Genomic DNA, 23,921 nt, shown 5'->3' on the forward strand with positions numbered 1-23,921 from the left:
GAACCCACAGCGCAAAGCTACCGACGACTTTCGATGCTGAAAGTCACCTGCCGAGAGTATTCCAAAGCCCGAATCCTCTTGGTTTCGGTCACGTCTGGGCGATCCCTGCCAATACTATCCACATGATTTAGCGCAAGTGCCTTGAATTGAAGAGCAATGCGCCGTTGATCGTCGTCGGCCGCATAATCAATCATCGTGTCTAGGTGGGAAGCGATTTCAGAGCGCAATGCCGGAGCATTGGGATCATCGAGTAGGGTGGTCGCTCGAATGAAAGTCTCCTCAAATTCTGTCAGTTTTGGCATTCTTGGATCCTACCTTAAGTGCTTGGCGCCGATGACTTGATACAAATCGAACAATGCTGAATGGGCCTTTGAGGCTAGAGCATAGAATTCAGCATCCAGCAGGATTGCAGGATGCTCAAGGAGGTGGCGCCCGATGTTGTCCGCCATGACCGAAGCCGTGTGTAGGGCTTCGTGGCAACCGTAGGAGCCGGCGGCGAATTTTTCGGGCTCCTCGATATGGGCCTCGGCCAGCGCGGCCAATCGTTCTGTTTCAACGTCTTCCATTACTTCTTCAACCTCACTCCCGGCCCCTCGCCATTCTCGGGTACGAAAATAACCCCCATAGCTTCAAGTGCAGACTGTAGCGCAAGGAGATTGTTCGTGTTCGGCGTGCGCCGGCCTTTCTCAAAATCAACGACGGTATTGCGCGAAACGTTCGCTGCCTCCGCCAGCTTCGCTTGATCCATTTCGACGAGCGCTCTTGCAGCGCGGCACTGTGCAGGGGAAATTGGCATTATGCTCAACGTTGTGCATCGTGTTGACTTATAGCCCAATGTTGGGCATGGTGCGCAATAGATAGCACGAAGCACCCTATAGGAGCAACGCGATGGGCGACCATTTTTGCGAACGGGAAAGCTATGCCTTCCCACAGGTGATCCCTTCAGATACTGGCGGGAGGCAGGAACCCCACACTCTTACACGCCGCGCAATCCCCAAGGGTGCGCTGGGGATCGGCGCGGCATCAGTTTCGGATACCGCCAGCAGCAAGACTTTCGATCTTCAGCACTGGCTCGATAGCGCCGACCCATTCTGGGTCGCGGACTATCACGCGCGCCGCTTGGTGGAAGCAATGGGGATGCTGGATGCGACCCGCCTCTATGGCTTCAACGTCAATGCGGACAAAGGCTTTGCGCTGATCGTCGGCGATCCGATCGAGGATCGGAAAGCGCCCGTCGCGCGTGTCTTTCTGGATGACGGTGAACCTTTGCTTGCCGCCGACCGGATGCTGACGACGATTTATCCATCACACAAGGTACGGCCCCATGGCGAGCGCGGCCGATCATGAGTGGCCGCTTTCGTTCCAACGAGAATTTCACGCGCCTTGTCGAGATGACGCCGAGACTTCGGCTTGAGATTGAGGCAACCATAGAGCGCCTGGTTGCCCTGCTCGACCTCTACGATGGTGACGAAAATCGCGAGGCGGATGATCTGGATGAGGATGGCGGTGATGACGAACCCTCATTGGGGTGGACCGCTGTGCAATCTCAGCTCGACGCCTACGGTGATGCCGACCGGCACCACTATTTTTTCGGCTATGATCGGGAGCTTGATGACTGCGATGATGAGGACAGCGGGGACCGTTGGCCTTCAGATCAGCTTACGGCTAAGCATTTGCGATCTGAAGATAGGTTTATAGCCGTCAAGCGAAGAAACCCCACGTGAGGTTTATCGTTGACTTTCTATAAGCCTCATGCGAGGCTTTTCCCATGTTGATCGATCTCGAATCCCCTCTCTACTCCCAGAGCGATGTGTTGAAGATGCTTCCGGCCCTCAAGGCCAAGCAACTCCAGAACTGGAGCGATCGCGGCATTCTGGACGCCGGCGATCAGAAGCCGGGAAAAGGCTCGCGCCGCAAATACACTCCGGCCGGCGTGATCGGCCTCGACTTCCTGCAGAAGGCAACCGATTTCGGGGTTCCGCCCTCGAATGCCATGGACATGGCGCAGGATTATCTGGACGCCGCCGCCGAATTTCTCGATAGCAATCCAGAGGTTATCACCCGCACTGATGGTTGCCGCTGGATACCCTTTCGCCCCGGAAACATGGACAAATTCAGGCGGGCGACGATCACCCGGCACGGCAACGAGTATTTCTTCTTTCTCGATAATGACAGGGCCGATACCCCGTTCGCCGAGCTATCACCCGACCTCAAGGAAAAACTCGGTGAGTGCGACGACGAAACGTACCGGCGTTTCAACGAGCGCATCCGCTTGAGTTTCGGGATCACGGTGGAGGTTGATTATCGGATCGCCCAAACCGTCAATCGAATGTTCCTTCTGGAAGCGGGGATGATCTAACCATGGGCCTTTCGCTCTCGAATTTTTTCCGCCGTTCGAACAAAACCGAAGCAAACCCTGTCCGTAGCATGAACGCGGCGGCGGCTTGGCCCGACGATCCGCGCATGCCGTCGCCGAACCGCGATGTGCTGGCAAGCGCTCAAGTCGTCGGCCAGCGCGTCGCCGGGCTTGCTAAGAACGATCCCATCGTCGCAAGCGCGGTCGATCTGCTGGTCTCCATGATCGTCGGGATCGGCACCCGCCTGAATACCGCCGACGAGGCGGTCGACGAGGATTTCAACGGCTATCGCTTCGATCCCTCGCGCAGGTTGTCCCTGACGGCGCTGGAACAGGCGGTGATTCGTTCGTGGGTCGTTTCGGGCGAGGCGCTGGCGTTGCTGGTTGTCATCGAAGGCGGCTTCGCGGTCCACCTCCTCAATCCCGAACAGCTCGACCGGTCCAAGAATGAGGATCTGGGAAACGGGGACCGGATCATTTCGGGCGTCGAGCTGGATGCATATGACCGCGTTCGCGCCTACTGGCTCCAGCCGCAGGCTCCCGACGATCCTTTCATGCGGGTCACACAGGCGCAGCGTTTCGACGCCCGCGACGTGATCCACATCTTCGAGCGGGAGTTTCCGGGGCAGGTTCGCGGCATTTCGCCGTTGACCGCCGTTCTGCCGGCCGTCAACACGGCAAGCATCGCCACCGACGCCGGCCTGAAGAAGCTCCAGGTGGCCGCCTTGTTCACCGCCTTCCTCACGACCCCGGACGGCAGCGACATGTTCGGCGGCGATGCCCGGCCGTCGCTGGAGCCCGGCGCGCTGATCCGGCTCAATCCCGGCGAGGACGTGCGCAGCGCCCAGGGCGGCGACGCGGGCGACCTCCCCGCGTTCCTGAAGCTGATCTACCACCAGTGCGCCGCCGCGATCGGCTGCACCTATGAAGACCTGACCGGCGACCTCTCCGGCGTAAACTATTCCAGCTACCGTGCCGGGGCGCTGACCGCGCGCCGGAAGGCGGAGGCCCGCCGCAAGGTCCTGCTGATCGACGGGCTGCTGGTTCCCGTCTTCGAACGCTGGCGCGCCATCGAGCAGTTGAAGGGGCGCGCCATTGCTGGCGATCCGGCGAAGTGGATCGAACCCACCTGGCCGGAAATCGACCGCCAGAAGGAAGCGAACGCCGACATCGCTCTTGTGAATGCCGGCCTGAAATCCCGCAAGGAAGTCATCGAGGGCAGGGGCCGCGATTTTTCGGCGGTCAATGCCGAAATCGAGGCTGACACCTTCCGGCCCGCATCCGCTTCCACCAAACCCGAACAGAAGGAGGCCGACGCGCCATGACGCAGACGGTCCACCGCTTTCAGGCGACCGCCCGCCCGAACAGCTACGATCCCGAAACCCGCACCTTCACCGTCGTCGCCATCACCGGCGGCAAGGTGGACCGCGGTGCTTACTTTGAGGTGGTCGATATCGACCGCTTCTTCGCGGCCGGCCTGCCCGAGAGCCTGCCGCTCCAGACCGATCATTCCACGAGCGTCCGAGACACCATCGGGCGCTTGACGAATTTCCGGCTGGAAACTCTGCCGGACGGCACGCGCGCTGTCCTGGCGGATGCCACGCTTTCGAGCCGGGCCGACAACGAAGCTCTCGCCGCCAATCTCAAGGATGGCATGCAGACCGGCTTCTCTGTCGGCTTTCAGGTTGCCCGCTGGGTCAACGGGACCGATCCCGTGACGGGCAAGAAAGTGCGAACCGCCGTGGCCGGACGGATGTTCGAAGGCTCGCTCGTGATGCTGCCGGCCGATCCCCTCTCAACAGTTAGGAGTAATTCCATGCCGACGACGAACCCGGCTCCGGGTGAAGACGAAGACGTTTCCCAGAGCAATGACATACAGCTCCGCAGCCTCGCGCTGGCTGCGGGCGTGGCGGAAACCGTGATCAATGCGGTTCTCGCTACCGAAGCCACCACCGAGCAGAAGATGCAGACCATGCTGGCGACGCTCAACGCAAAGCCGACCGTGCGCACCGCATCGAACCACAATGACGAGACGCTGGAAAATCCGCAGGTGCTGCGCCGCGCCGCCGTCGAGGCATTCGATGCCATCAATCGCGGGGAAGCGCCGGCCGGGAATGCCGCTGCGGTCTTCGCCGATGGCGAGGCCGCCTTCGCCCGCCGCCTCCTGCGCAATGCCGGCGAGAACATCATCGGCCTCTCCGACGACATGGTGAAGCGCAACGCGGCGGCCACGAGCGACTATGCGATCATTGCCGGCGCAACCTTCAACCTCTCCATGCGCCGGGAATACGAAGCGCAGTCCTCGCCGGTCTCCGCCCTGTTCGGCCGCACGACGGTTTCCAGCTTCAACAAGGAAACGGTCGGCCTGGTGGACTGGACCACGCTCGCCATCGGCGACAAGCTGGAAAACGGCCACTACCGCGCCTCCTATGTCGATGAGAGCGGCGAGACCGTTTTCGTCTACACCATCGGCGGGGTGACGGCGATCAGCCGCGAGTTTTCCATCAACGCCGGGTCCCGCCTCGGCAACATGGGCCAGAAGTACGGTAAGCGCCTCGCCGCCGACGTTGCCGATCGGCAGGTCGCCTTCCTCGTGCAGGACAGCTTTGCCGGCCCGAAGATGGCCGACAATACCGCTGTCTTCCATGCCGGCCGGGGCAATATCGAAACGTTCGCCCAGGACGCCGAAACCTACGTCGCCAAGGTTATGGGCTTCCGTTCCAAGATGGCGAAGCGGAAGGGCAAGGGCGACGTGATGATCGGCGAGTATCCGACGCACTGGCTGGTGCACTCGGACTACGAGGAAACGGCCGTCCGGATCCTCGCCAGCGTGACGGCCAGCACCATCGCCGACGTGAACCCGCTCGCCGGAAAGCTCCAGGTTGTCGTCGAGCCCCGGTTGACCGACGCGGCCAAAAGCTGGCTCGCGGTCGAGCCCACCAAGATGGATGGCGCCACCCGCGTTTACCTGCGCGGGCAGGAAGCGCCCTTCACCGACAGCCGCCAGAACTTCGATACCGACAATATCGACTTCAAGATCCGGCAGGACTTCGGGCTCGGCTGGCTGGAATGGCGGTCCTGGACCCGCCTCGACCACACGGCCGGGGGCTGACCATGGCGGAGGCTCACACCCGCGAGGAGCTGATTGCTCAGCTCCGAAAAGCTCAGGAGCAGCGTGGCGGCGTCAAAAGCTACTCTCTTCAGTCGCCCGTCACCCGCGAAAGTGTCGAGTTCATGAGCGACGCGGAGATCGAGGCCAGCATCAACGCCATCAAGCGCGAACTTCGGGAGCTGGATAATCCGGCTCCCCGCATCTTCAACATTCAGGCACGCAAAGGTTACTAGCCATGAAAAACTACATTCAGCCGGGCAACATCGTCAACCTCACCGCGCCCGCCGGCGGCCTCGCTTCCGGACAGGGCCATCTCTTCGGCGCGCTGTTCGGCATTGCCACCACGGCCGCGCCGGAGGGCCAGAAGGTCGCGGTCTCCGCCGACGGCGTGTTCACGTTGCCGAAGGCGACGGGCGGCGGGCTCACCGAAGGCCAGAAGGTCTATTGGGACGCCACCGCGAAGAAAGCGACGGCCACCGCCACCGACAATGCGATGATCGGCCACGCCGTCGAGGCCGCCGCCGCCGGAGCAACCACCGCGACCGTGAGGCTCGCCAGCTAGGCGTGAGGATAGTGAGATGGCGAACAGGCAAGCGGCCATAAAGCAGGCGGATGCAAAGCGCCTTTTCAAGGCGGCGCTAGAAGCCGGCTTCGAGGCTGCAAAAATCACGCTGCACCCTGATGGCCGGATCGAAGCTGCGGCGTCTCTCGCAGAGAGCGCCGTCACCTCCCCCGTCAGCAATAGCTGGGACGACGTACTGAAATGAAGAGGAAGCGCCGCAACGGAATGCCGGATTATTGCACGCTGGTCACTGACCGGCACAAGAAAAAGCGTGTTCGGTTCCGTGCAAAAGGCGTGGATACCTACCTTCCCTATCCCCCATTGGGACCGGAATTCGAGAAGGCATATGCCGCCGCGCTGGCGGGAATTACGGAGTGGCGCGCCAATATCGGCGCGAGCAAGACCCGGCCGGGTTCCTTCGATGCCTTGGCCGTATCCTATTATCGTTCCCCGGATTTTCAGGGGCTTCGCGATAGCACGAAGCAGACCTATCGCCGGATCATCGAGAATTTCCGCGAGAACCACGGCAAGCGGATGATGCGCGATCTTCGGCGCGAGCACGTCAAGGCGATCATTGGCGACATGGCGGACCGGCCGCAGGCCGCGAACCGCCTCCTGTCGCTTCTCAAGATCATGCTCGACCACGGCCTAGACAACGGCTGGATTGCCGTCAATCCGGCGCAGGGCGTCAAGGGCTTCTCGAAGAAAACGAAGGGCTTCCACACATGGATCGAGGCGGAAATCGCCGCCTATGAGGCGCGGCACCCGGAAGGGACCAAGGCCCGGCTCGCCCTCGTCTTGCTTCTCTACACCGCGCAGCGCCGCAGCGATGTGGTTGCGATGGGCTGGGAGAAGATCAAGGGCAAATACATCGAGGTCAAGCAGGTGAAGACCGGGGCGGAGCTGGATTTGTTCATGCTTCCGACCCTCACCGACGCTATCCGGCCGCTTCCCCGCGACAAACCAACTTTCCTGACTACCGAATTTGGGAAGCCGTTCACGCCGGCCGGTTTCGGAAACTGGTTTCGCGACCGCTGCAACGAAGCTGGGCTTTCGCATTGCTCCGCTCACGGCCTCCGAAAGGCGGCAGCTCGTCGGATGGCAGAAGGAAAAATGAGCGCGGACATCATCAAGGCCGTCACGGGCCACACCGATCTCAAACAGGTCTCGGTCTATACAGCCGCAGCCAACCAGGCCGCCCTTGCAGAGAAGGGCCTGAAGGCCATCGCTGGGAAGAAAAAGCGAACAAATTCTGTCCAACCGAAACGAAAAGTTGGACAAGAGAAAGGCGAATAAGATGAAAAATCAACATCTTGTTGAATTGGATGGCGGACAGAGAGGGATTCGAACCCTCGATAGAGTTTCCCCTATACACGCGTTCCAGGCGTGCGCCTTCAACCACTCGGCCACCTGTCCGTCCGCTCGCTGCCGGTGGTTAGTCCGGCGCGGGTCGCTTTCCTGTTTCCATTCCGGCGAGACGGCGCGATATATACCGAGGTTTCACGCAGGATCAACCGCTTTCTGACAGATTTTTGAAGGATATGCAGCAAGCGGCGAAGGATTGCGCAAGGCGGGCCGTCTTCCTATCTATGGTCGGCAATGAAGTGGGGTCGAATTCGGCCTCCGAACGGCACCGGGAGGGTGCGATGGTACGGTTCATCCTCAAGGCGATCAGTCTCGTCGCCCTCGTCGTCGCGGTCATGGCCGGGACGATCGATGCGATCCAGTCGGTCTCGGCTTCGGAGCCGGTGCTGACGCCGCTTGCCGTCGCCTGGAGCACGGCAAGTCCCGAGACGATTGCGCTCGTCGCCGACGGCATCATGCGCAAGTTCCCCTATGCCTGGGACCCGGCGGCGCTTTGGGTGCTGTCCCAGCCCGCCTTCGCGGTGCTGCTCGCCGTGTCGCTGTTCTTCTGGATGATTGCCTACAGACGCCCGCCCGTCGCGGGCCGCTTCACCGCCTGACCTCAAATCCCGCAGGAGATGCCCATGTTCCTGATCGACATGTTCAATAAGAAGACCGTGATGCCCGCACCGGAGGCCGCGCTGCCCGGCCGCGCGGAGCCCATCCCCACCTCCGCCGTTCACTTCATCAACGGCAATCCGCTGAAAGGCCCCTATCCTGCGGGCTTCAAGACCGTGCTCCTCGGCATGGGCTGCTTCTGGGGTGCCGAGCGGCTCTTGTGGAACATCCCCGGTGTCTGGGTGACCGCCTCGGGCTATTCCGGCGGATTTACCCCTAACCCCACCTATCACGAGACGACCACGGGGCTGACGGGGCATACCGAAGTGGTGCTCGTCGTCTACGATCCCGCGGCGGTCGCGCTCGAAACCCTGTTGAAGGCCTTCTTCGAGGCGCACGACCCGACGCAGGGCATGCGCCAGGGCAACGATATCGGCACGACCTACCGCTCGGCGATCTATCTCGACGACGAGGCGGACCTGCAGGTCGCCCGGCATGCGCGCGATGTCTACCAGGCGGCGCTGGCGGCGGCAGGGCGGACGGACCGCATCACCACCGAGATCGGGAAGGCCGGTCCGTTCTATTTCGCCGAGGAGGCGCACCAGCAGTATCTCGCCAAGAATCCGGGCGGTTATTGCGGCCTGCGCGGCACGGGCGTTTCCTGCGCCATCGGCTGAACGACCTTTGTTTTCAATGGACTGGACCCGGCGTGAGCGAAGTTGTCCGACTTCATTCACGCCGGGTCACATTTTTTACCACCTGAAAAATTTCTGGTGAATTTTTCCCGGCGGCGTGCAAGGATGCCGCCAGCCTGACCCAAGGGAACGGGTCGGTGGCTCCGTCGCGCGCTTTTGCAGGCGCCGCGCGGAAGGTCCCTATAAGATCAATAGCGAACAGGGCTGCACAATGAAAAAAACCCTTCTCACCCTTCTTGCAACCGCTGCCATGTCGGTAAGCGCGCTTGCCGCGGACATCAAGCCGGCGATCATCTACGACCTCGGCGGCAAGTTCGACAAGTCGTTCAACGAAGCGGCCTATAACGGCGCGGAGCAGTTCAAGAAAGAGACCGGTATCGAATACCGTGACTTCGAGATCGCCAACGATGCGCAGCGCGAGCAGGCCCTTCGCCGCTTCGCCGGCGACGGCAACAACCCCATCGTGATGGCCGGCTTCTCCTGGTCCGCAGCGCTTGAGAAGGTCGCCGCGGAATATCCGGACACCAAGTTCGCCATCATCGACATGGTTCTCGACAAGCCGAACGTCCGCTCGGTCGTCTTCAAGGAAGAAGAAGGCGGCTGGCTCGCCGGCATCCTGGCCGGCATGGCCTCCAAGTCGAAGACCGTTTCCTTCGTCGGCGGCATGGACATCCCGCTGATCCACAAGTTCGCCTGCGGCTATATCGGCGGGGCCAAGTCGCTCGGCCCGGACTACAAGGTCCTCGAAGCCTATACGGGCACGACGCCGGATGCCTGGAACGACCCGGTCAAGGGCGGCGAAATCGCCAAGTCCCAGTTCGACCAGGGTTCCGACGTGGTCTATCACGCTGCTGGCGGCACGGGTGTCGGCGTTCTCCAGGCTGCGGCTGACGCCGGCAAGCTCGGCATCGGCGTCGATTCCAACCAGAACGGTCTGCAGCCGGGCAAGGTGCTGACCTCGATGGTCAAGCGCGTGGACGTCGCCGTCTACGACGCCTTCATGTCGGCCAAGGACGACAAGTTCCAGCCGGGCGTCAACGTGCTCGGTCTCAAGGAAAACGGCGTCGACGTCGCCATGGACGAGAACAACGCCCCGCTCATCACCCCTGAAATGAAGGCCGCCGTCGACAAGGCGCGCGCCGACATCATCTCCGGCGCGGTGAAGGTCCACGATTATATGTCGGACGAGACCTGCCCCTACTAAGGGTAAAGAACGGCCCGTTTGCGAAAGCAGGCGGGCCGCTTCCGTCCTCGACGCTCAATAATGCGGGGGACGGGTAATCGCCGGGGCTTCCAGAGAGCCTGCTTCCAGCGTTAGGAACCGTTCCGTCAGCACATCGAGCTTTGCGCGAAGCTGCTCGACCACCCGCCACTGTTCGGCGAGCTGGTCGGAAAGCTCCTCGATCGTGTTGGCCTGATGGGCGACATGCTCTTCAAGGCGGGCGATGCGTTCGGCCTTGGTATTGTCGTCGGTGCGGTCGGGCGTGGTCATGGCTTTCCTCTTGGCTCCGGGCCGGGCGGCACGAGCTATACCGGTGCGGCGGCGCGCCCGCAATCGGACTGGACAAGTGCAGCGGAAGCAACAAGACTGCGGGCGGATAGGCCGGGAGAGCGGCCCTTCGACCCCAAATCCCCGTAAGAGTGGATCGTCATGAGCGAATTGGCAATCGAACTGAAGGGCATCGACAAGAGCTTCGGCCTCGTCCACGCCAACCGGAACATCGACCTGAAGGTCCGAAAAGGCACCATTCACGGCATCATCGGCGAAAACGGCGCCGGCAAATCCACCCTCATGTCGATCCTCTACGGCTTCTACCAGGCCGACCATGGCGACATCCTGATCGACGGCCGTAAGGTCGATATCCGTGACCCCAATGCGGCCATCGCCGCCGGCATCGGCATGGTGCACCAGCACTTCATGCTGGTCGAGAACTTCACCGTGCTCGAGAACATCATGCTCGGCGCGGAGGAAAGCCAGATACTCAATGCCGGCATCACCAAGGCGCGCGCGGAGCTGAAGCGGCTGGAGAAGGAATATGCGCTGGAGGTCGATCCCGACGCGGTGATCGAGGAGCTGCCGGTCGGTATCCAGCAGCGCGTGGAAATCCTCAAAGCCCTCTATCGCAGGGCCGATATCCTCATTCTCGACGAGCCGACGGGCGTGCTGACGCCGGCCGAGGCCGACCACCTCTTCCGCATCCTCCGGCAGCTCAAGGACGAGGGAAAGACGGTCCTCCTCATCACCCACAAGCTGCGTGAGATCATGGCGATCACCGACGAGGTCTCCGTCATGCGGCGCGGCGAGATGGTTGCGACGCGCACGACGAAGGACACCTCCGTCGAGGAGCTGGCCGAGCTGATGGTCGGCCGCCGCGTTCTCCTGCGCGTCGAGAAGGGCGAGGCAAAGCCCGGTGACGTAAAACTATCCGTCAAGAACCTCACGGTGCGCGACAGCCGCGGCGTGACCATGGTCGACGACGTCTCCTTCGACATTCGGGCCGGTGAGATCGTCGGCATCGCGGGTGTCGCCGGCAACGGCCAGTCGGAGCTGCTGGAGGCGATCTCCGGCATCCATCGCGCGACATCGGGCACGGTGCTGCTCAACGGCCGGCCTATCGACGTGACGGGCCATGCCGACCCGGCGGAGCTGCGCAAGTCCGGTCTCGCCCATGTGCCGGAAGACCGGCACCATGTCGGCCTCGTGCTGAAGTTCGAGGAGAGCGAGAACGCCATCCTCGGTTATCACGACGATCCGAAATACCGGAAGGGCCTGCTGCTCGATATCGACGCCATCCGCGCTGAAGCTGAGGAGAAGATCGCCGCCTACGACATCCGCCCGCCGAACCCGCGGCTGAAGACCGCCAATTTCTCCGGCGGCAACCAGCAGAAGATCGTGCTGGCGCGCGAGATGGAGCGCAGTCCCGACGTGCTGATCATCGGCCAGCCGACGCGCGGCGTCGACGTGGGCGCCATCGAATTCATCCACCGCCGCATCATCGAGATGCGCGACCAGGGCAAGGCCGTTCTGCTCGTCTCGGTGGAACTCGACGAGATTCGCGCGCTGTCCGACCGTATCCTGGTGATGTTCGCCGGCCGCGTGGTCGGCGAGCGTGCTCCCGATGCCTCTGAAGGAGAACTCGGCCTGCTGATGGCCGGCGTGGAAGGCTCGAAGGAGGCCGCCGAATGAGTGTTCCCTACGCGAAACTGCCGGCCTGGGCCGAATACGGCCTGATCCCGCTGGTCAACCTCGCCGTCGCCTTCCTGATCTCCGGTCTCGTCGTGCTCATCGTCGGCGAAAGCCCGCTGGAAGCCGCCTATCACATGATCAACGGCGCATTCGGGCGCGGCGAATATATCGGCTTCACGCTCTACTACACGACGACCTTCATCTTCACCGGCCTTGCCGTGGCGGTCGCCTTCCATTGCGGCCTCTTCAATATCGGCGGCGAGGGGCAGGCCTATATCGGCGGCATCGGCGTGGCGCTGGCCTGCCTTGCCTTCGACCGCACCTTGCCCTGGTATCTGGTCTTCCCGATCGCCATCGTGGGCGCCGCCTTCTTCGGCGCACTCTGGGCGATGATTCCCGGCTGGCTGCAGGCCAAGCGCGGCAGCCATATCGTCATCACGACGATTATGTTCAACTTCATCGCCGCGAGCCTGATGAACTACCTGCTCAACAAGGTATTCAAACCGCTCGGCAACATGTCGCTGGAAACCCGCACCTTCGATACGGGTGGCCAGCTTCCCAAGCTCGACTGGCTGATGTCGATCTTCGGCCTTTCCGTCGGCTCGGCGCCGTTCAACATCTCCTTCCTGCTGGCGCTTCTGGCCGCCTTCGGCGTCTGGGTGCTGATCTGGCGCACGAAGCTCGGCTACGAGATGCGCACCATGGGCCACAGCCCGGCCGCCGCGCGCTACGCCGGCATCAAGGAAGCCCGCATCATCGTCATCGCCATGATGATCTCGGGCGGCCTTGCCGGCATGATGGCGCTGAACCCGATCATGGGCGAGCAGTTCCGCATGCAGCTCGATTTCGTGCAGGGCGCCGGCTTCGTCGGCATCGCCGTGGCGCTGATGGGCCGCTCGCATCCGGCGGGCATCATTCCCGCCGCGCTGCTCTTCGGCATGCTCTACCAGGGCGGGGCGGAAATCTCCTTCGAGATGCCCTCCATCTCCCGCGACATGATCGTCATCATCCAGGGTCTCGTGATCCTCTTTGCCGGTGCGCTCGAACACATGTTCCGCCCCGCCATCACGCGCATCATCCTCGGCCTATCGCCGAAGACCCGCGACGTCGCCGCCACCAAGGGAGCCTGATCCATGGAGTTCTTTCAGGTCTTCATCGAGCTCGCGCAGTCGACCGTCCGCCTTTCGACGCCGCTGATCCTCGCCGCCCTTGCCGGCCTCTTCACCGAGCGGGCCGGCGTCTTCGACATCGGCCTCGAGGGCAAGATGCTGGGCGCGGCCTTCGCCGCCGGCTCGGTCGCCTATATCACCCAGTCGGTCTATATGGGCCTTGGCGCCGCCATCCTCGTTTCGGTGTTGCTGGCGCTGGTGCACGGCTATGCCTCGATCACCCAGCGCGGCAGCCAGATCGTCTCGGGCGTGGCCATCAACTTCGTCGTCGCCGGCTCCACGGTCATCCTCGGCGAGGCCTGGTTCCGCCAGGGCGGCCGCACGCCCGCGCTTTCGGCCGATGGCCGCTTCGGCACGATCAAGCTGCCCTTCGCCGATGCGGTGCGCGAGGTGCCGATCCTCGGCCAGATCTATTCGGGACTGCTGTCAGGCCATTCGCCGCTCACCTATCTCGCCTTCCTGATGGTGCCGGCGAGCTGGTGGATCCTCTACCGCACGCGCTTCGGCCTTCGCCTTCGCGCCGTCGGCGAGAATCCCGGCGCGGTCGACACGGCCGGCATCTCGGTCATCTGGCTGCGCTACCGCGCCGTCATCTGCTGCGGCATCCTGTGCGGCATCGCCGGCGCCTATCTGTCGCTGGCGGCCAATGCCGGCTTCACCAAGGGCATGACGGCCGGCAAGGGCTATATCGCGCTCGCCGCGCTGATCTTCGCCAAGTGGCGGCCGAAGAACATCCTCTTCGCCTGCCTGCTCTTCGGCTTCCTCGATGCCTTCGCGATCCGCTACCAGGGTTATGCCTTCCCGCTGATCGGCAAGGTGCCGGTACAGCTCATGCAGGCGCTGCCCTATATCCTCACGGTGATCCTGCTTGCAGGCTTCATCGGCAAGGCCATCCCGCCGAAGGCCGGCGGCGTGCCCTATGTGAAGGAACGATAGAATGTCCCACGACCTCTTCGAGGCGGCACGCGCGGCGATGAGCTTCGCGCATGCACCCTATTCAAAGTTCCCCGTCGGCGCGGCCATCCGCGCCGAGGACGGCAAGATCTATGCCGGCGCCAATATCGAGAACCTGTCCTTCCCGCAGGGCTGGTGCGCCGAGCCGACCGCGATCAGCCATATGATCATGGCCGGCAACAAGAAGATCATCGAAATGGCCGTCATCGCCGAAAAGCTGCCGCTCTGCCCGCCCTGCGGCGGCTGCCGGCAGAAGATCGCGGAATTCGCCACGGCGAAGACGCCGATCTATCTTTGCGACGAGACCGGCGTGAAGAAGACCATGACCATGGAAGAGCTGCTGCCGCACAGCTTCGCGACGGACATCCTCGGATGAGCGGCGCGACCACGGACCTGCTGCTCTCGCGCCTCGGCGGCGTTGCGCCGCGCTACGGCATCGTGCTCGGCTCCGGCCTCGGCACGCTGGTTGAGGCGGTCGAGAACCCCTTGCGCATTCCCTATTCGGACCTGCCGAGCTTTCCGGTCAGTTCCGTCTCCGGCCATGCCGGCGAGATGGTCATCGGCACGCTCGGCGGCGTACCCGTCATCATGCTCTCCGGCCGCGTGCATTTCTACGAGCGTGGCGATGCAAACGCCATGCGCACGCCCATCGAGGTGCTGAAGGGTCTCGGCGTCACCTCGCTGATCCTCACCAATTCGGCGGGCTCGCTGCGCGAGGACATGCCGCCCGGCTCGGTGATGCGCATTTCCGACCACATCAATTTCTCCGGCACGAACCCGCTGATCGGCCTTGAGAGCGACGACCGCTTCGTCGGCATGACGAACGCCTATGACGCGGACCTTGCCGCGCGCATGGAGGCGGCAGCGGCAAAGCTCGATATCCCCCTGTCGAACGGCGTCTATATGTGGTTCTCCGGTCCGAGCTTCGAAACGCCGGCGGAAATCCGCATGGCGCGCGTCTTCGGCGCGGATGCCGTGGGCATGTCGACGGTGCCGGAAGTGCTGATCGCCCGCCATCTCGGCCTCAAGGTCGCGGCGGTCTCCGTCATCACCAACTACGGCGCCGGCATGACGGGCGCCGAACTCAGCCATCACGAAACGAAGGATATGGCCCCGATCGGCGGAAAGCGGCTTGCCGCGATCCTCGCCGAGATGATCGCGGGCGGAGGCAATGACCATGCTTGAGGAAACGGCAAAGAAGGCGCTCTCGCTGCTCGACCTGACGGACCTGACCGACACTTGCGACGCGGCTGCCATCGAAAAACTCTGCCGGCAGGCGCAGACGCCCTTCGGCACGACCGCCGCCATCTGCATCTGGCCGCGTTTCGTCGCGCAGGCGCGCGGCATCCTCGGTGCGGGCCATGCGGTGAAGATCGCCACGGTCGTCAACTTCCCCTCCGGTGACCTTGCCGTCGCGGACGTGCTTGCCGAAACGCGCAAGGCGATTGCCGATGGCGCGGACGAGATCGACCTTGTCATTCCCTACCACGCCTTCATGGCCGGCGACGAAGCGGCGGTGACGGCGATGGTGACGGCGGTGAAGGCCGCCTGCACGCCGCCCGTCATCCTGAAAACCATTCTGGAGACCGGCGAGATCAAGGACGCGGCGCTGATCCGCCGGGCATCCGACCTCGCCATCGCCGCCGGTAGCGATTTCATCAAGACCTCGACGGGCAAGGTCGCCGTCAACGCGACGCTCGAAGCCGCCGGGGTCATGCTGGCGGCGATCAAGGAGAGCGGCAAGCCGGTCGGCTTCAAGCCGGCAGGCGGCGTGCGCACGGTGGGCGATGCGGGCGAATATCTCGCCCTTGCCGCCTCGATCCTCGGTGAGGGCTGGGCGACGCCCAGGACCTTCCGTTTCGGCGCGTCCGGCCTGCTTGGCGATATCCTTTCCGTGCTCGGCGGCCAGGCGGCACCCTCCGCGCCCGCGAGCTACTGAAATGCTGCCGCAGGAGACGATCCGCCGCAAGCGGAACGGCGAACCGCTTTCCCGCGAGGAGATCGCCCGCTTCATCGCCGGCATCACCGATGGCAGTGTTTCCGAAGGGCAGGTAGCGGCGTTCGCCATGGCGATCTGGTTCAAGGGCATGGCACGCGAGGAGACCGTCGCGCTGACGCTGGCGATGCGCGATTCGGGCGACGTTCTCGACTGGTCCGATATCGACCGGCCGATCGCCGACAAGCACTCCACCGGCGGCGTCGGCGACAATGTCTCGCTGATGCTGGCGCCGATCGCCGCGGCCTGCGGCCTTGCCGTGCCGATGATCTCCGGACGCGGCCTCGGCCATACCGGCGGCACGCTGGACAAGCTGGAATCGATCCCCGGCTATACGATCATGCCGTCCGCCGACCTCTTCCGCCGCACGGTGAAGGATGTCGGCTGCGCGATCATCGGCCAGACGGCGGCGCTCGCGCCGGCCGACAAGCGCATCTATGCCATCCGCGACGTCACGGCGACGGTCGATTCGGTGCCGCTGATCACCGCTTCCATTCTCTCCAAGAAACTCGCCGCGGGCCTCCAGTCGCTGGTGCTGGACGTTAAGGTTGGCAACGGCGCCTTCATGGTGGATGCGGCCGAAGCCGAGATGCTGGCCCGCTCGCTGGTCGAGGTGGCGAACGGCGCGGGCGTGAAGACCTCCGCCCTCATCACCGACATGAACCAGCCGCTCGCGGACGCGGCCGGCAACGCCGTCGAGATCGCCAATTGCATTGCCTTCCTCAAGGGCGATAAGGCCGGGACGCGGCTGGAGCGCATCGTGCTCGCCTTCGCGGCGGAAATGCTGGTTTCGTCGGGGCTGGAAAGTGATCTTTCTGCCGCCGAGGCAAAGGCGGCGCGGGCGCTGGCAAGCGGTGCGGCGGCCGAGGTCTTCGGCCGCATGGTGCATGCGCTCGGCGGGCCTGCCGATATCGTCGAGCGGGCGGATGCCTATCTCGCCGCCGCCCCGGTCATTCGTCCCATCCTCGCGGCGGAAAGTGGCTACCTCGCCTCCTGCGACACGCGGGGCGTCGGCCTTGCCGTCATCGAGCTTGGCGGCGGACGCAGCCGGCCGGACGATGTCATCGACCACCGCGTCGGCTTCGACCGCCTTCTGCCGCTCGGCACCCGGGTCGAGAAGGGCATGGAGATAGGTCGCGTGCATGCGGTGAACGAGGCCGATGCCGCCCGCGCGATGGAACGGCTCGGCGCGCTTTACCGCGTGCGTGCGGAAGCGCCGGCGGCTGCGGCGGATATCCTGACGCGCATCAGCGCGTGAGGTGCAGCTTGCCCTCTTCGACCTTGTAGGAGGAGAGGGCCTTCAGGAAGCTCATGCCGATCAGCGTGCCCGAGAGCGCCTTGTCTTCAAGCACCATGGCCCCGACATTCTCGATGCGCACCGGGCCGATCTCGATCCTGTCGAGGCGGATATAGGCGGCGCGGGCCTTGCCGTTGGCGGTATCGACCGCATAGCGGAAATCGAGGTCGGCCTTGTCGATGCCGATACGCTGGGCCGTCGAGACATTGAGCGCGACCATGCTGGCGCCCGTATCCACCATGCCCTCTTCCTTGCGGCCGTTGATGGAGAAGAGGCCGGTGAAATGGCCGCTGGCGTCGCCGCCGATCACGGCGCTGCGATTGCCGGTGTAGCGCGCCGCATCCTGACCGGCCGGAACGGAAACCTTCTCGACCTTGACCTCTTCGGGTGCCTTGCCGGTTGCGGCAAGATAGCGGGTCGCAAGATTCGGCACGAAGGTGGCGGCCGCGATGACGGAACCGACGACGAGGACGAGGCTGCGAACGAACATGGGGTGGTCTCCGGGAGGATTTGTCCCGAAATAGCACGGTCCTCGCTAACGGACGGCAAAAGGGGCGCTTTCAGGCGCCCCTCTCCACGATCTTTGCTTCGCTTGGTAAAGGCGGGGTTAACCCGTCACTTCGTGCCGTACATGCGGTCGCCGGCATCGCCGAGGCCGGGCACGATATAGCCCTTCTCGTTGAGCTGGCGGTCGATGGAGGCGGTGTAGACCGGCACATCAGGGTGGTGGGCGCGGAAACTCTTGATGCCTTCCGGCGCGGCGAGCAGGCAGAGGAAGCGGATATTGGTCGCGCCGCGGGCCTTCAGCGTGTCGATGGCGGCGATGGCGGAATTGCCGGTCGCCAGCATCGGGTCGACGACGATGACGAGGCGCTCGTCGATGCTGTCGGGGGCCTTGAAGAAATATTCGACCGCTTCCAGCGTCTCGTGATCGCGGTAGACGCCGATATGGGAGACGCGGGCCGACGGCACCAGCTCCAGCATGCCCTCGAGCAGGCCGTTGCCGGCGCGCAGGATCGAGGCGAAGACCAGCTTCTTGCCCTCGAGGACAGGTGCGTCGATTACTTCCAGCGGCGTCTCGATGCGCGCCGTGGTAAGTTCCAGGTCACGCGTGACTTCATAGCAGAGCAGCGTGGAGATTTCCCGCAGCAGGCGGCGGAAGCTGCCCGTGGAGGTCTCCTTCTTGCGCATGATGGTCAGCTTGTGCTGCACGAGCGGGTGATCGATGACTGTAACGCCGTCCATGGCCAACCTTCCGAAAGTAAGTGATGACTTCTTTTTCCACGGAACGGCGGCCCGCCGCAAGAGAAGAGAGCCGGCGGAGGGCAACATCCCCAGCCGGCTGCGGTTTCTAGAGGCGTGAAAGCAGCCGCTGGCGCGTCGGCTCGTCCACGAAGGCGGCCTCGATGGCGGTGCGCGTCATGCCGAGGATGTCTTCGTCGCTGAAGCCCATGACGGTCGAGGCGATCTCGTATTCGCGGGCGAGCGAGGTGTGAAAAAAGGGCGGGTCGTCGGAGTTGAGCGTGACGCGCACGCCGGCTTCATGCAGCGCCCGCAGCGGGTGGCTCTGGAAATCCGGGAAGACGCCGAGGGCGATATTCGAGCCGGGGCAGACCTCCAGCACCACGCCCTCGTCCGCCAGCCGTTTGACGAGGTCCGCGTCCTCGATGGCGCGCACGCCATGGCTGATGCGCGCGGGGCGGACATGGTCGAGCGCATCGCGCACGCTGAAGGCACCGGAGAGCTCGCCGGCATGGATGGTGATGCCGAGGCCGGCATCGCGGGCGATGTCGAAAGCGCGGGTGAAATCGGCAACGCGGTGCATGCGCTCCTCGCCGGCAAGGTTGAAGCCGGTGATCAGGGGATGCGGCCGGCGCGCGGCATATTCCGCTGCCCTTACCACGCGCTCCGGGCCGAAATGGCGAATGCCGACGACGAGAAGACGCGTCTCGATGCCGGTCTTCGCCTTGGCGCGCTCGGCGCCTTCCGCAAGACCGCGCATATAGGCGTCCGCGCCGATGCCGACCGCGTCGCCCTGGTCGGGCGAGGCGATCAGCTCGCTGTAGATCACGCCCGCCTCGGCGATCTCGGTGAGGTACGTTTCGGCGAGCAGCGCATAGTCCTCCTCCGTGCGGAAGAGGTTGGCGGTGGCGTCATAGCTCTGCACGAAGCTGGTGAAGTCCTGCCAGCAATATTCGCCGTCCTTGATGAAGCCGGATGTGTCGATGCCGTAGCGCTTTGCCTGGGCGGCGGCGAGGGCAGGGGGCGTCGCACCTTCAATATGGCAGTGCAGTTCCGCCTTGGGCATGGTTTTCGTCACAAAAAACTCCTTCCGTGCGGCCCCTGCGGGATGCCGAGATGACGGGCGATGCTCTCGCCGATATCGGCGAAGGTATTGCGGGTTTCGATGAGGCGCGAGCGCAGGCCCGGGCCGAAGCTGAGGATGGGCACGCGCTCGCGTGTATGGTCTGTGCCGCGCCAGGTGGGGTCGCAGCCGTGGTCGGCGGTGAGGATGACGATATCGCCGGGCTTCAGCTTGCGGTCCACCTCCGGCAGGCGGCGGTCGAAGGCTTCGAGCGCGGCGGCATAGCCGGGCACGTCGCGCCGGTGGCCGTAGAGCATGTCGAAATCGACGAAATTGGTGAAGACGAGATCGCCGTCCCTGGCCTCGTCCATCACGCGCAGCGTCGCGTCGAACAGCGCCATGTTGCCGTTTGCCTTGGTGAGCGTGCCTATTCCCTGATGGGCAAAGATATCGCCGATCTTGCCGACGGCATGCACGGTGCGCCCGGCTTCCGCCAGCCGGTCGAGCAGCGTGGGTTCGGGCGGCAGGACGGAATAGTCGCGGCGGTTGCCGGTGCGCTCGAAGGTCTCGGGTGTTTCGCCGAGGAAGGGTCGCGCGATGACCCGGCCGATGCGCCCGCCCGGCCGCTCGTCGAGGATTTTCCGCACGGTCTCGCAGAAGGCCAGGAGGCGGGCGAGGCCGAAATGCGCCTCGTGTGCGGCGATCTGGAAGACGGAGTCGGAAGAGGTGTAGCAGATGGGCTTGCCGGTGCGGATATGCTCCAGGCCATGGCGGGCGATGATATCGGTGCCGGAGGCGTGGCAATTGCCGAGAATGCCGGGCACGTTGCCGGCGCTGCGGATTGCTTCCACCAGTTCCGGCTCGAAGGCGTCGCCATCGGCGGGGAAATAGCCCCAGTCGAAGGAAACCGGCGTGCCGGCTATCTCCCAGTGACCGGACGGTGTGTCCTTGCCGTTCGAGACCTCGCTCGCTGCGCCGTGATAGCCGAAGACGCGCTGCGGCACATCCATGCCTTGCGGAAAATGCCCTGTCGCGGCGCGGGCGGCATGCAGAAGGCCGAGTGCCGACATGTTGGGAAGCTTCAGCGGCCCCTGTCGCAGACCAGGCCTGTCGGCGGCGCCAGCCGCGCAGAATTCGGCAATATGGCCGAGCGTATCGGCGCCAAGATCGCCGAATTTCTCCGCATCAGGCCCGCCGCCGATGCCGAAGGAATCGAGAACGAAGAGAAAGGCTCGCGCCATGGATCACCTGCCGTCTGTCCGCATCCCAAGGGAATGGCATGGCGGCGGCGAGGGGTTCAAGCGAAATCGCGCTCCGTCAGCAATTGCTGCAGGTGATGTTCTTGCCGATGCGCGCGCGGAAATAGCTCGTCTTGCCCAGCGTGATCTCATTGACGCGCGAGGACAGGTTGGGCGCCATCAGCAGGAGCGGGTGTTGCATCTCGAACTCCGTGCGCACGATGAAGCCTTCCTTCGCCACGGTGTTCGCAGGCAGGGTCACGGCATCGCCCTTGGTATAGGGCGTCCCCTCGCTTTCGTTGGTCGCGCCGCTTGCGCGCGACCATTCGCGCGACCAGGCGACCTTTGCGTTGCCGCCAGCGTCGATGGCGATGCCGGTCATCTTCAGGCTGTAGGCGTTCTGCGCGAACGGCGCGACGACGCTCCGGGTGACTTCCTTCATGGCGGAGAGCATCGTCGTGTTCGTCTTCTCGACCCGCGTGAGGAGGTCGGAGACGTTGCTGGAGGCGCGGGCGACCTTGCGCGCGACCGTAATGCCGACGGTGATCTCGAAGGCGCCGATATAGGTCATGATGAGAAGCGGCGCGACGATCACGAATTCGATGGCGCCCACACCGCTGCGGTCGGCGATGAAGCGGCGCAGCGTCTGGAGGAGACCCTTGCCGGTCTGCGGGCTGGAGGCATGCCGGGACATCATTTGTAGTCCTCAGTCTGCACGATGGTCGTTGCGACCATCAGGTAGTTGCGGGTCGTGCCGTCGGCCGCCGTGACGCTGGAGAGCAGGGGGCGCACGATATCCGTGATGATGTCCCAGCGATAATAGGCGCGCACGATGTTGATGGAGTTCTTGCCGCCCGGTGCGAATTTGAAGGCGGCGGTGTCGAGATTGTCCTCGACGATGGAAACCGCCGGGGTGATGTCGGCGTAGCTCGCGAAGCTCTCCACATGGATGAAGAGCCTGTCCTCGGTCTGCGCCTCGGTATTCGAGCAGGGCATGAGGAGCTTGATCTCCTCGCAGAAGGCCTCACGGTAGGCGACCCTGTCCGTATTGGTGGAGTTGATGACGCCGGTCCGTATCCTGCGCGCCATGGTCTCGTTGGCGTTGGCGAAGAGCTGTTCCGCCGAGAATGCCAGGAAGGTCTCGAGCGAGGCGAAGACGATGAGGAAGAAGGGCAGGGCGAGCAGGGCGAATTCGATCGCCGTCGCGCCATCGCGGCGGGTGAGGAAACGCCTGAACAGTCCGTTCATCGGCCGTCGGCGGTTTGCTGCATCATGATCGGGCGACATCGCGATCCGTTCCGAGGATACTGGAAGTCCCGACAGTAGCGGACAGAGCGTTTATATTTCGTGTGCGCGACTGCGGGAAGCCGAGGGGTTTCCCGTTTACGGCGGCCGATGTCAGTCGCCGTTGACCTTGGGGGCGTGCACTTCGCAATTCGGCGTGCAGGACAGCACGGAGCGGTCCGTCTGCCGGAAGACGCGCACGGTATTGCCCTCGTCGATGGACACGAGGATGCGCTCGTCGACAATCGCATTGCCGTCGACATCGAGGAGGACGAGGTTGGTCGTTCCGAAATTGCGGCCGGTCAGCACGATGGTCTGGGCGTCCGCCACCGTGGCATCGGCCACCTTGGCGTTGCCGACGATCACCTTGCTGACGGGCCGGTCGAGCCGCAGCACGCGGGCGTGGTCCATATAAACGCGCAGATAGGGTTCCTCCGCACTCGCGGCAACAGTCGTCGCCAACAGGACGAAGGCGGTCGTCGCAAGCTTTGCTGCATCCGCAGCGAGGGTCCAGTCGCGTCCCATAAACAGTCATCCCGGCAAGTAACTGGGTGACAGCATCGCCTGGAATGGTGAATGAAGCTTTAAGCCGAAGGGGCGGCAGTCTCGTTTCAACCCTGGCGCTTGTCGCATGCGCCGCGCGGAATCGATGACCAAAAAATGGAAAAGCGTGCGCAAGTGCGCTTTACGAGGGTTTTAACCGACGGGAAACCATAAATCGGACAACGGTGTGGCAAGGTTGTGTTAACCGAACTCCTTAAGCGGATGGAAATGGCCGGCCTGTAGGTTGCAGTCATCCGAACAACGGCAACAGTTGGCGGACGTGCTGAACCAACATCGTGGAGCTAGGAGAATACCATGACCAAGATTTTCGCTCGCCTTCTTAAGGATGAGTCTGGCGCAACCGCCATCGAATACGGCCTGATCGCAGCCCTGATCTCCGTCGCGCTGATCACCGGCGCCACCGCCCTCGGCGGCTCGCTGGACAACATCTTCACGGGTCTTTCGGAGCAGATGGATGCGGCTGACGACGCGATGCCCGCCACTGGTGGCTGACGAAGCGATGCCCGCCGCTAGCGGCGGCACCCAGTAATTCGAGCCAAGCTCGACGCGAAAGCCGCCCTCACGGGCGGCTTTCTGCTTTCCGGCATTATCTTTTCCGAAACGGATCTGGCGCATCATCCGGTCCGATAAAAGGAGATCATCGTGACCCAGGCCATCATCTTCGTCGTATTTCCGCTCTGCCTCGCGGTCGCAGCCTGTTCCGATTTCTTCACGATGCGCATTCCCAACCGGGTCCCGGCGATCCTGCTGGCCGCTTTCTTCATCGTCGCGCCGCTCGCCGGCCTCGGCCTGACCGACATCGCCATGCATGTGGGTGCGGGCCTCATCGTCTTTTCGGTCTGCTTCGCGCTCTTCGCCCTTAACGTCATGGGCGGGGGCGATGCGAAGCTCCTGACGGCGAGCGCCGTCTGGTTCGGGCTGACCTTCTCGCTTTTCGAGTTTCTCGTCCTCGTATCGTTCTTCGGTGGCGTGCTGAGCCTTGCGATCATAAGGCTGCGTGCCCATACGAACACGATCCTCGCCTCCGGCCTGCCCATTCCGAGCCATCTCGTGCTGGAGAAGAAGGTTCCCTACGGCATCGCCATCGGTATCGCGGCCTTCATGGCCTATCCAGGCTCGCCGCTGATGCTCGCCGCTCTCGGCGGCTGACGCACTCTTTCCGAACGGCTACGCGTCCGGCGGGTGGCAGGAAGGCCGCCCTGAACGCGTTTCGGCGGATCGCGCCGTCAACCGGGCGTTA

General features: G+C 63.5%; 32 protein-coding genes and 1 tRNA gene. 21 read left to right on the plus strand and 12 right to left on the minus strand.

All coding sequences use genetic code 11. From position 1 onward, the window contains the following. Window positions 1–17: 17 nt before the first annotated feature. The 3 genes from MOE34_RS20750 to MOE34_RS20760 are packed head-to-tail and all read right to left on the minus strand — an operon-like array spanning window position 18 to window position 796. Entirely contained in the window at window positions 18–302 is a 285-nt protein-coding gene (locus MOE34_RS20750; RefSeq protein WP_242219427.1) for a hypothetical protein, read from the minus strand. A gap of 9 nt (window positions 303–311) precedes the next feature. Then, window positions 312–566, minus strand: coding sequence for a hypothetical protein (locus MOE34_RS20755; protein ID WP_242219429.1), 255 nt, complete (start codon window positions 564–566; stop codon window positions 312–314). Beyond that, window positions 566–796: a helix-turn-helix transcriptional regulator gene (locus tag MOE34_RS20760; protein ID WP_242219430.1), complete on the minus strand. Its 231-nt coding sequence runs from the start codon at window positions 794–796 to the stop codon at window positions 566–568. Before MOE34_RS20760 ends, MOE34_RS20755 begins: the two co-directional genes overlap by 1 nt. A 92-nt stretch (window positions 797–888) precedes the next feature. On the opposite strand from MOE34_RS20760, the gene MOE34_RS20765 reads away from it, so the two are divergent. The 9 genes from MOE34_RS20765 (at window position 889) to MOE34_RS20805 (ending at window position 7,326) form a co-directional block, all read left to right on the plus strand. Continuing rightward, window positions 889–1,347 (plus strand): hypothetical protein, encoded by a 459-nt coding sequence (locus tag MOE34_RS20765; protein WP_242219432.1) that lies wholly within the window; start codon window positions 889–891, stop codon window positions 1,345–1,347. Continuing rightward, complete coding sequence (locus MOE34_RS20770) at window positions 1,344–1,724, plus strand: hypothetical protein (RefSeq protein ID WP_242219434.1); 381 nt, start codon at window positions 1,344–1,346, stop codon at window positions 1,722–1,724. Before MOE34_RS20765 ends, MOE34_RS20770 begins: the two co-directional genes overlap by 4 nt. Before the next feature lie 44 nt (window positions 1,725–1,768). Next, complete coding sequence (locus tag MOE34_RS20775) at window positions 1,769–2,359, plus strand: hypothetical protein (protein ID WP_242219436.1); 591 nt, start codon at window positions 1,769–1,771, stop codon at window positions 2,357–2,359. Between the two features lie 104 nt (window positions 2,360–2,463). Next, window positions 2,464–3,681, plus strand: coding sequence for a phage portal protein (locus MOE34_RS20780; RefSeq protein WP_242219438.1), 1,218 nt, complete (start codon window positions 2,464–2,466; stop codon window positions 3,679–3,681). Next, window positions 3,678–5,468 carry a hypothetical protein gene (locus tag MOE34_RS20785; protein ID WP_242219440.1) on the plus strand — a complete coding sequence of 597 codons (1,791 nt, stop codon included), beginning with the start codon at window positions 3,678–3,680 and terminating at the stop codon, window positions 5,466–5,468. The genes MOE34_RS20780 and MOE34_RS20785 overlap by 4 nt, the downstream gene beginning before the upstream one ends. Window positions 5,469–5,470: 2 nt before the next feature. Continuing rightward, window positions 5,471–5,701 carry a hypothetical protein gene (locus tag MOE34_RS20790; RefSeq protein ID WP_242219442.1) on the plus strand — a complete coding sequence of 77 codons (231 nt, stop codon included), beginning with the start codon at window positions 5,471–5,473 and terminating at the stop codon, window positions 5,699–5,701. Window positions 5,702–5,703: 2 nt separating this feature from the next. Further along, entirely contained in the window at window positions 5,704–6,030 is a 327-nt protein-coding gene (locus MOE34_RS20795) for a DUF2190 family protein (protein WP_242219443.1), read from the plus strand. Window positions 6,031–6,046: 16 nt separating this feature from the next. After that, window positions 6,047–6,235, plus strand: a complete 189-nt coding sequence (locus tag MOE34_RS20800; protein ID WP_242219446.1) for a hypothetical protein — start codon at window positions 6,047–6,049, stop codon at window positions 6,233–6,235. Beyond that, complete coding sequence (locus MOE34_RS20805) at window positions 6,232–7,326, plus strand: tyrosine-type recombinase/integrase (RefSeq protein WP_242219447.1); 1,095 nt, start codon at window positions 6,232–6,234, stop codon at window positions 7,324–7,326. Before MOE34_RS20800 ends, MOE34_RS20805 begins: the two co-directional genes overlap by 4 nt. Window positions 7,327–7,356: 30 nt before the next feature. Here the strand turns inward: MOE34_RS20805 and MOE34_RS20810 are convergent. Continuing rightward, window positions 7,357–7,446: transfer RNA gene (locus MOE34_RS20810), tRNA-Ser, on the minus strand. 230 nt (window positions 7,447–7,676) lie between these two features. On the opposite strand from MOE34_RS20810, the gene MOE34_RS20815 reads away from it, so the two are divergent. The 3 genes from MOE34_RS20815 to MOE34_RS20825 all read left to right on the plus strand — a co-directional run bounded on the left by MOE34_RS20815 (window position 7,677) and on the right by MOE34_RS20825 (window position 9,891). After that, window positions 7,677–7,994, plus strand: a complete 318-nt coding sequence (locus MOE34_RS20815; RefSeq protein ID WP_242219449.1) for a hypothetical protein — start codon at window positions 7,677–7,679, stop codon at window positions 7,992–7,994. A gap of 24 nt (window positions 7,995–8,018) precedes the next feature. Beyond that, window positions 8,019–8,669, plus strand: a complete 651-nt coding sequence (gene msrA / locus MOE34_RS20820) for a peptide-methionine (S)-S-oxide reductase MsrA (protein WP_242219450.1) — start codon at window positions 8,019–8,021, stop codon at window positions 8,667–8,669. Window positions 8,670–8,898: 229 nt separating this feature from the next. Next, window positions 8,899–9,891, plus strand: a complete 993-nt coding sequence (locus tag MOE34_RS20825) for a BMP family lipoprotein (protein ID WP_242219452.1) — start codon at window positions 8,899–8,901, stop codon at window positions 9,889–9,891. A 54-nt stretch (window positions 9,892–9,945) separates the two neighbouring features. Here MOE34_RS20825 and MOE34_RS20830 read toward each other — a convergent pair whose 3' ends face one another. Then, a complete protein-coding gene (locus MOE34_RS20830; RefSeq protein WP_242219454.1) occupies window positions 9,946–10,179 on the minus strand; it encodes a SlyX family protein in 234 nt (77 codons plus the stop codon). A 159-nt stretch (window positions 10,180–10,338) separates the two neighbouring features. On the opposite strand from MOE34_RS20830, the gene MOE34_RS20835 reads away from it, so the two are divergent. The 7 genes from MOE34_RS20835 to deoA are packed head-to-tail and all read left to right on the plus strand — an operon-like array spanning window position 10,339 to window position 17,251. Continuing rightward, window positions 10,339–11,874 carry an ABC transporter ATP-binding protein gene (locus MOE34_RS20835; protein ID WP_242219456.1) on the plus strand — a complete coding sequence of 512 codons (1,536 nt, stop codon included), beginning with the start codon at window positions 10,339–10,341 and terminating at the stop codon, window positions 11,872–11,874. Continuing rightward, entirely contained in the window at window positions 11,871–13,004 is a 1,134-nt protein-coding gene (locus MOE34_RS20840; RefSeq protein ID WP_242219459.1) for an ABC transporter permease, read from the plus strand. Before MOE34_RS20835 ends, MOE34_RS20840 begins: the two co-directional genes overlap by 4 nt. A 3-nt stretch (window positions 13,005–13,007) precedes the next feature. Then, window positions 13,008–13,979, plus strand: a complete 972-nt coding sequence (locus tag MOE34_RS20845; protein WP_242219461.1) for an ABC transporter permease — start codon at window positions 13,008–13,010, stop codon at window positions 13,977–13,979. 1 nt (window position 13,980) lies between these two features. Next, window positions 13,981–14,373 carry a cytidine deaminase gene (locus MOE34_RS20850; protein WP_242219463.1) on the plus strand — a complete coding sequence of 131 codons (393 nt, stop codon included), beginning with the start codon at window positions 13,981–13,983 and terminating at the stop codon, window positions 14,371–14,373. Further along, window positions 14,370–15,182 carry a purine-nucleoside phosphorylase gene (locus tag MOE34_RS20855; RefSeq protein WP_242219465.1) on the plus strand — a complete coding sequence of 271 codons (813 nt, stop codon included), beginning with the start codon at window positions 14,370–14,372 and terminating at the stop codon, window positions 15,180–15,182. Before MOE34_RS20850 ends, MOE34_RS20855 begins: the two co-directional genes overlap by 4 nt. Further along, window positions 15,175–15,936: a deoxyribose-phosphate aldolase gene (gene deoC, locus MOE34_RS20860; RefSeq protein ID WP_431522398.1), complete on the plus strand. Its 762-nt coding sequence runs from the start codon at window positions 15,175–15,177 to the stop codon at window positions 15,934–15,936. The genes MOE34_RS20855 and deoC overlap by 8 nt, the downstream gene beginning before the upstream one ends. A 1-nt stretch (window position 15,937) precedes the next feature. Then, window positions 15,938–17,251, plus strand: a complete 1,314-nt coding sequence (deoA, locus tag MOE34_RS20865; protein WP_242219469.1) for a thymidine phosphorylase — start codon at window positions 15,938–15,940, stop codon at window positions 17,249–17,251. Here the strand turns inward: deoA and MOE34_RS20870 are convergent. The 7 genes from MOE34_RS20870 to MOE34_RS20900 all read right to left on the minus strand — a co-directional run bounded on the left by MOE34_RS20870 (window position 17,241) and on the right by MOE34_RS20900 (window position 22,642). Further along, window positions 17,241–17,780 carry a TIGR02281 family clan AA aspartic protease gene (locus tag MOE34_RS20870; RefSeq protein ID WP_242219471.1) on the minus strand — a complete coding sequence of 180 codons (540 nt, stop codon included), beginning with the start codon at window positions 17,778–17,780 and terminating at the stop codon, window positions 17,241–17,243. The two genes, deoA and MOE34_RS20870, sit on opposite strands and share 11 nt — an antisense overlap. 125 nt (window positions 17,781–17,905) lie before the next feature. After that, window positions 17,906–18,535 carry a uracil phosphoribosyltransferase gene (gene upp / locus MOE34_RS20875; RefSeq protein WP_160787286.1) on the minus strand — a complete coding sequence of 210 codons (630 nt, stop codon included), beginning with the start codon at window positions 18,533–18,535 and terminating at the stop codon, window positions 17,906–17,908. Window positions 18,536–18,641: 106 nt separating this feature from the next. Beyond that, window positions 18,642–19,598, minus strand: a complete 957-nt coding sequence (locus tag MOE34_RS20880) for an adenosine deaminase (protein ID WP_431522450.1) — start codon at window positions 19,596–19,598, stop codon at window positions 18,642–18,644. 8 nt (window positions 19,599–19,606) lie between these two features. Next, window positions 19,607–20,836, minus strand: a complete 1,230-nt coding sequence (locus MOE34_RS20885; RefSeq protein WP_242219475.1) for a phosphopentomutase — start codon at window positions 20,834–20,836, stop codon at window positions 19,607–19,609. 76 nt (window positions 20,837–20,912) lie between these two features. Further along, the gene (locus tag MOE34_RS20890) at window positions 20,913–21,530 is read right to left on the minus strand and encodes a TadE/TadG family type IV pilus assembly protein (RefSeq protein WP_242219477.1); all 618 of its coding nucleotides are present in this window, start codon (window positions 21,528–21,530) and stop codon (window positions 20,913–20,915) included. Further along, a complete protein-coding gene (locus MOE34_RS20895; RefSeq protein ID WP_242219479.1) occupies window positions 21,527–22,120 on the minus strand; it encodes a TadE/TadG family type IV pilus assembly protein in 594 nt (197 codons plus the stop codon). Before MOE34_RS20895 ends, MOE34_RS20890 begins: the two co-directional genes overlap by 4 nt. A gap of 111 nt (window positions 22,121–22,231) precedes the next feature. Beyond that, window positions 22,232–22,642: a pilus assembly protein N-terminal domain-containing protein gene (locus MOE34_RS20900; RefSeq protein ID WP_242219481.1), complete on the minus strand. Its 411-nt coding sequence runs from the start codon at window positions 22,640–22,642 to the stop codon at window positions 22,232–22,234. Between the two features lie 333 nt (window positions 22,643–22,975). Here MOE34_RS20900 and MOE34_RS20905 point away from each other — a divergent pair, with 333 nt between their 5' ends. Beyond that, on the plus strand, window positions 22,976–23,173 hold the full coding sequence (locus MOE34_RS20905; RefSeq protein WP_242219484.1) for a Flp family type IVb pilin: 198 nt from the start codon (window positions 22,976–22,978) through the stop codon (window positions 23,171–23,173). Window positions 23,174–23,323: 150 nt separating this feature from the next. Next, a complete protein-coding gene (locus MOE34_RS20910) occupies window positions 23,324–23,830 on the plus strand; it encodes an A24 family peptidase (protein ID WP_242219486.1) in 507 nt (168 codons plus the stop codon). The last annotated feature ends 91 nt before the right edge of the window (window positions 23,831–23,921 follow it).

Source organism: Shinella zoogloeoides (genome assembly GCF_022682305.1).
In the GTDB taxonomy this organism is placed as follows: Bacteria; Pseudomonadota; Alphaproteobacteria; order Rhizobiales; family Rhizobiaceae; genus Shinella; species Shinella zoogloeoides_B.

Coding starts and splice junctions, on each gene's coding strand:
- MOE34_RS20750 (WP_242219427.1), bottom strand. CDS start 302: ATGCCAAAACTGACAGAATTTGAGGAGACTTTCATTCGAGCGACCACC.
- MOE34_RS20755 (WP_242219429.1), bottom strand. CDS start 566: ATGGAAGACGTTGAAACAGAACGATTGGCCGCGCTGGCCGAGGCCCAT.
- MOE34_RS20760 (WP_242219430.1), bottom strand. CDS start 796: ATGCCAATTTCCCCTGCACAGTGCCGCGCTGCAAGAGCGCTCGTCGAA.
- MOE34_RS20765 (WP_242219432.1), top strand. CDS start 889: ATGGGCGACCATTTTTGCGAACGGGAAAGCTATGCCTTCCCACAGGTG.
- MOE34_RS20770 (WP_242219434.1), top strand. CDS start 1,344: ATGAGTGGCCGCTTTCGTTCCAACGAGAATTTCACGCGCCTTGTCGAG.
- MOE34_RS20775 (WP_242219436.1), top strand. CDS start 1,769: ATGTTGATCGATCTCGAATCCCCTCTCTACTCCCAGAGCGATGTGTTG.
- MOE34_RS20780 (WP_242219438.1), top strand. CDS start 2,464: ATGCCGTCGCCGAACCGCGATGTGCTGGCAAGCGCTCAAGTCGTCGGC.
- MOE34_RS20785 (WP_242219440.1), top strand. CDS start 3,678: ATGACGCAGACGGTCCACCGCTTTCAGGCGACCGCCCGCCCGAACAGC.
- MOE34_RS20790 (WP_242219442.1), top strand. CDS start 5,471: ATGGCGGAGGCTCACACCCGCGAGGAGCTGATTGCTCAGCTCCGAAAA.
- MOE34_RS20795 (WP_242219443.1), top strand. CDS start 5,704: ATGAAAAACTACATTCAGCCGGGCAACATCGTCAACCTCACCGCGCCC.
- MOE34_RS20800 (WP_242219446.1), top strand. CDS start 6,047: ATGGCGAACAGGCAAGCGGCCATAAAGCAGGCGGATGCAAAGCGCCTT.
- MOE34_RS20805 (WP_242219447.1), top strand. CDS start 6,232: ATGAAGAGGAAGCGCCGCAACGGAATGCCGGATTATTGCACGCTGGTC.
- MOE34_RS20815 (WP_242219449.1), top strand. CDS start 7,677: ATGGTACGGTTCATCCTCAAGGCGATCAGTCTCGTCGCCCTCGTCGTC.
- msrA (WP_242219450.1), top strand. CDS start 8,019: ATGTTCCTGATCGACATGTTCAATAAGAAGACCGTGATGCCCGCACCG.
- MOE34_RS20825 (WP_242219452.1), top strand. CDS start 8,899: ATGAAAAAAACCCTTCTCACCCTTCTTGCAACCGCTGCCATGTCGGTA.
- MOE34_RS20830 (WP_242219454.1), bottom strand. CDS start 10,179: ATGACCACGCCCGACCGCACCGACGACAATACCAAGGCCGAACGCATC.
- MOE34_RS20835 (WP_242219456.1), top strand. CDS start 10,339: ATGAGCGAATTGGCAATCGAACTGAAGGGCATCGACAAGAGCTTCGGC.
- MOE34_RS20840 (WP_242219459.1), top strand. CDS start 11,871: ATGAGTGTTCCCTACGCGAAACTGCCGGCCTGGGCCGAATACGGCCTG.
- MOE34_RS20845 (WP_242219461.1), top strand. CDS start 13,008: ATGGAGTTCTTTCAGGTCTTCATCGAGCTCGCGCAGTCGACCGTCCGC.
- MOE34_RS20850 (WP_242219463.1), top strand. CDS start 13,981: ATGTCCCACGACCTCTTCGAGGCGGCACGCGCGGCGATGAGCTTCGCG.
- MOE34_RS20855 (WP_242219465.1), top strand. CDS start 14,370: ATGAGCGGCGCGACCACGGACCTGCTGCTCTCGCGCCTCGGCGGCGTT.
- deoC (WP_431522398.1), top strand. CDS start 15,175: ATGCTTGAGGAAACGGCAAAGAAGGCGCTCTCGCTGCTCGACCTGACG.
- deoA (WP_242219469.1), top strand. CDS start 15,938: ATGCTGCCGCAGGAGACGATCCGCCGCAAGCGGAACGGCGAACCGCTT.
- MOE34_RS20870 (WP_242219471.1), bottom strand. CDS start 17,780: ATGTTCGTTCGCAGCCTCGTCCTCGTCGTCGGTTCCGTCATCGCGGCC.
- upp (WP_160787286.1), bottom strand. CDS start 18,535: ATGGACGGCGTTACAGTCATCGATCACCCGCTCGTGCAGCACAAGCTG.
- MOE34_RS20880 (WP_431522450.1), bottom strand. CDS start 19,598: ATGCCCAAGGCGGAACTGCACTGCCATATTGAAGGTGCGACGCCCCCT.
- MOE34_RS20885 (WP_242219475.1), bottom strand. CDS start 20,836: ATGGCGCGAGCCTTTCTCTTCGTTCTCGATTCCTTCGGCATCGGCGGC.
- MOE34_RS20890 (WP_242219477.1), bottom strand. CDS start 21,530: ATGATGTCCCGGCATGCCTCCAGCCCGCAGACCGGCAAGGGTCTCCTC.
- MOE34_RS20895 (WP_242219479.1), bottom strand. CDS start 22,120: ATGTCGCCCGATCATGATGCAGCAAACCGCCGACGGCCGATGAACGGA.
- MOE34_RS20900 (WP_242219481.1), bottom strand. CDS start 22,642: ATGGGACGCGACTGGACCCTCGCTGCGGATGCAGCAAAGCTTGCGACG.
- MOE34_RS20905 (WP_242219484.1), top strand. CDS start 22,976: ATGACCAAGATTTTCGCTCGCCTTCTTAAGGATGAGTCTGGCGCAACC.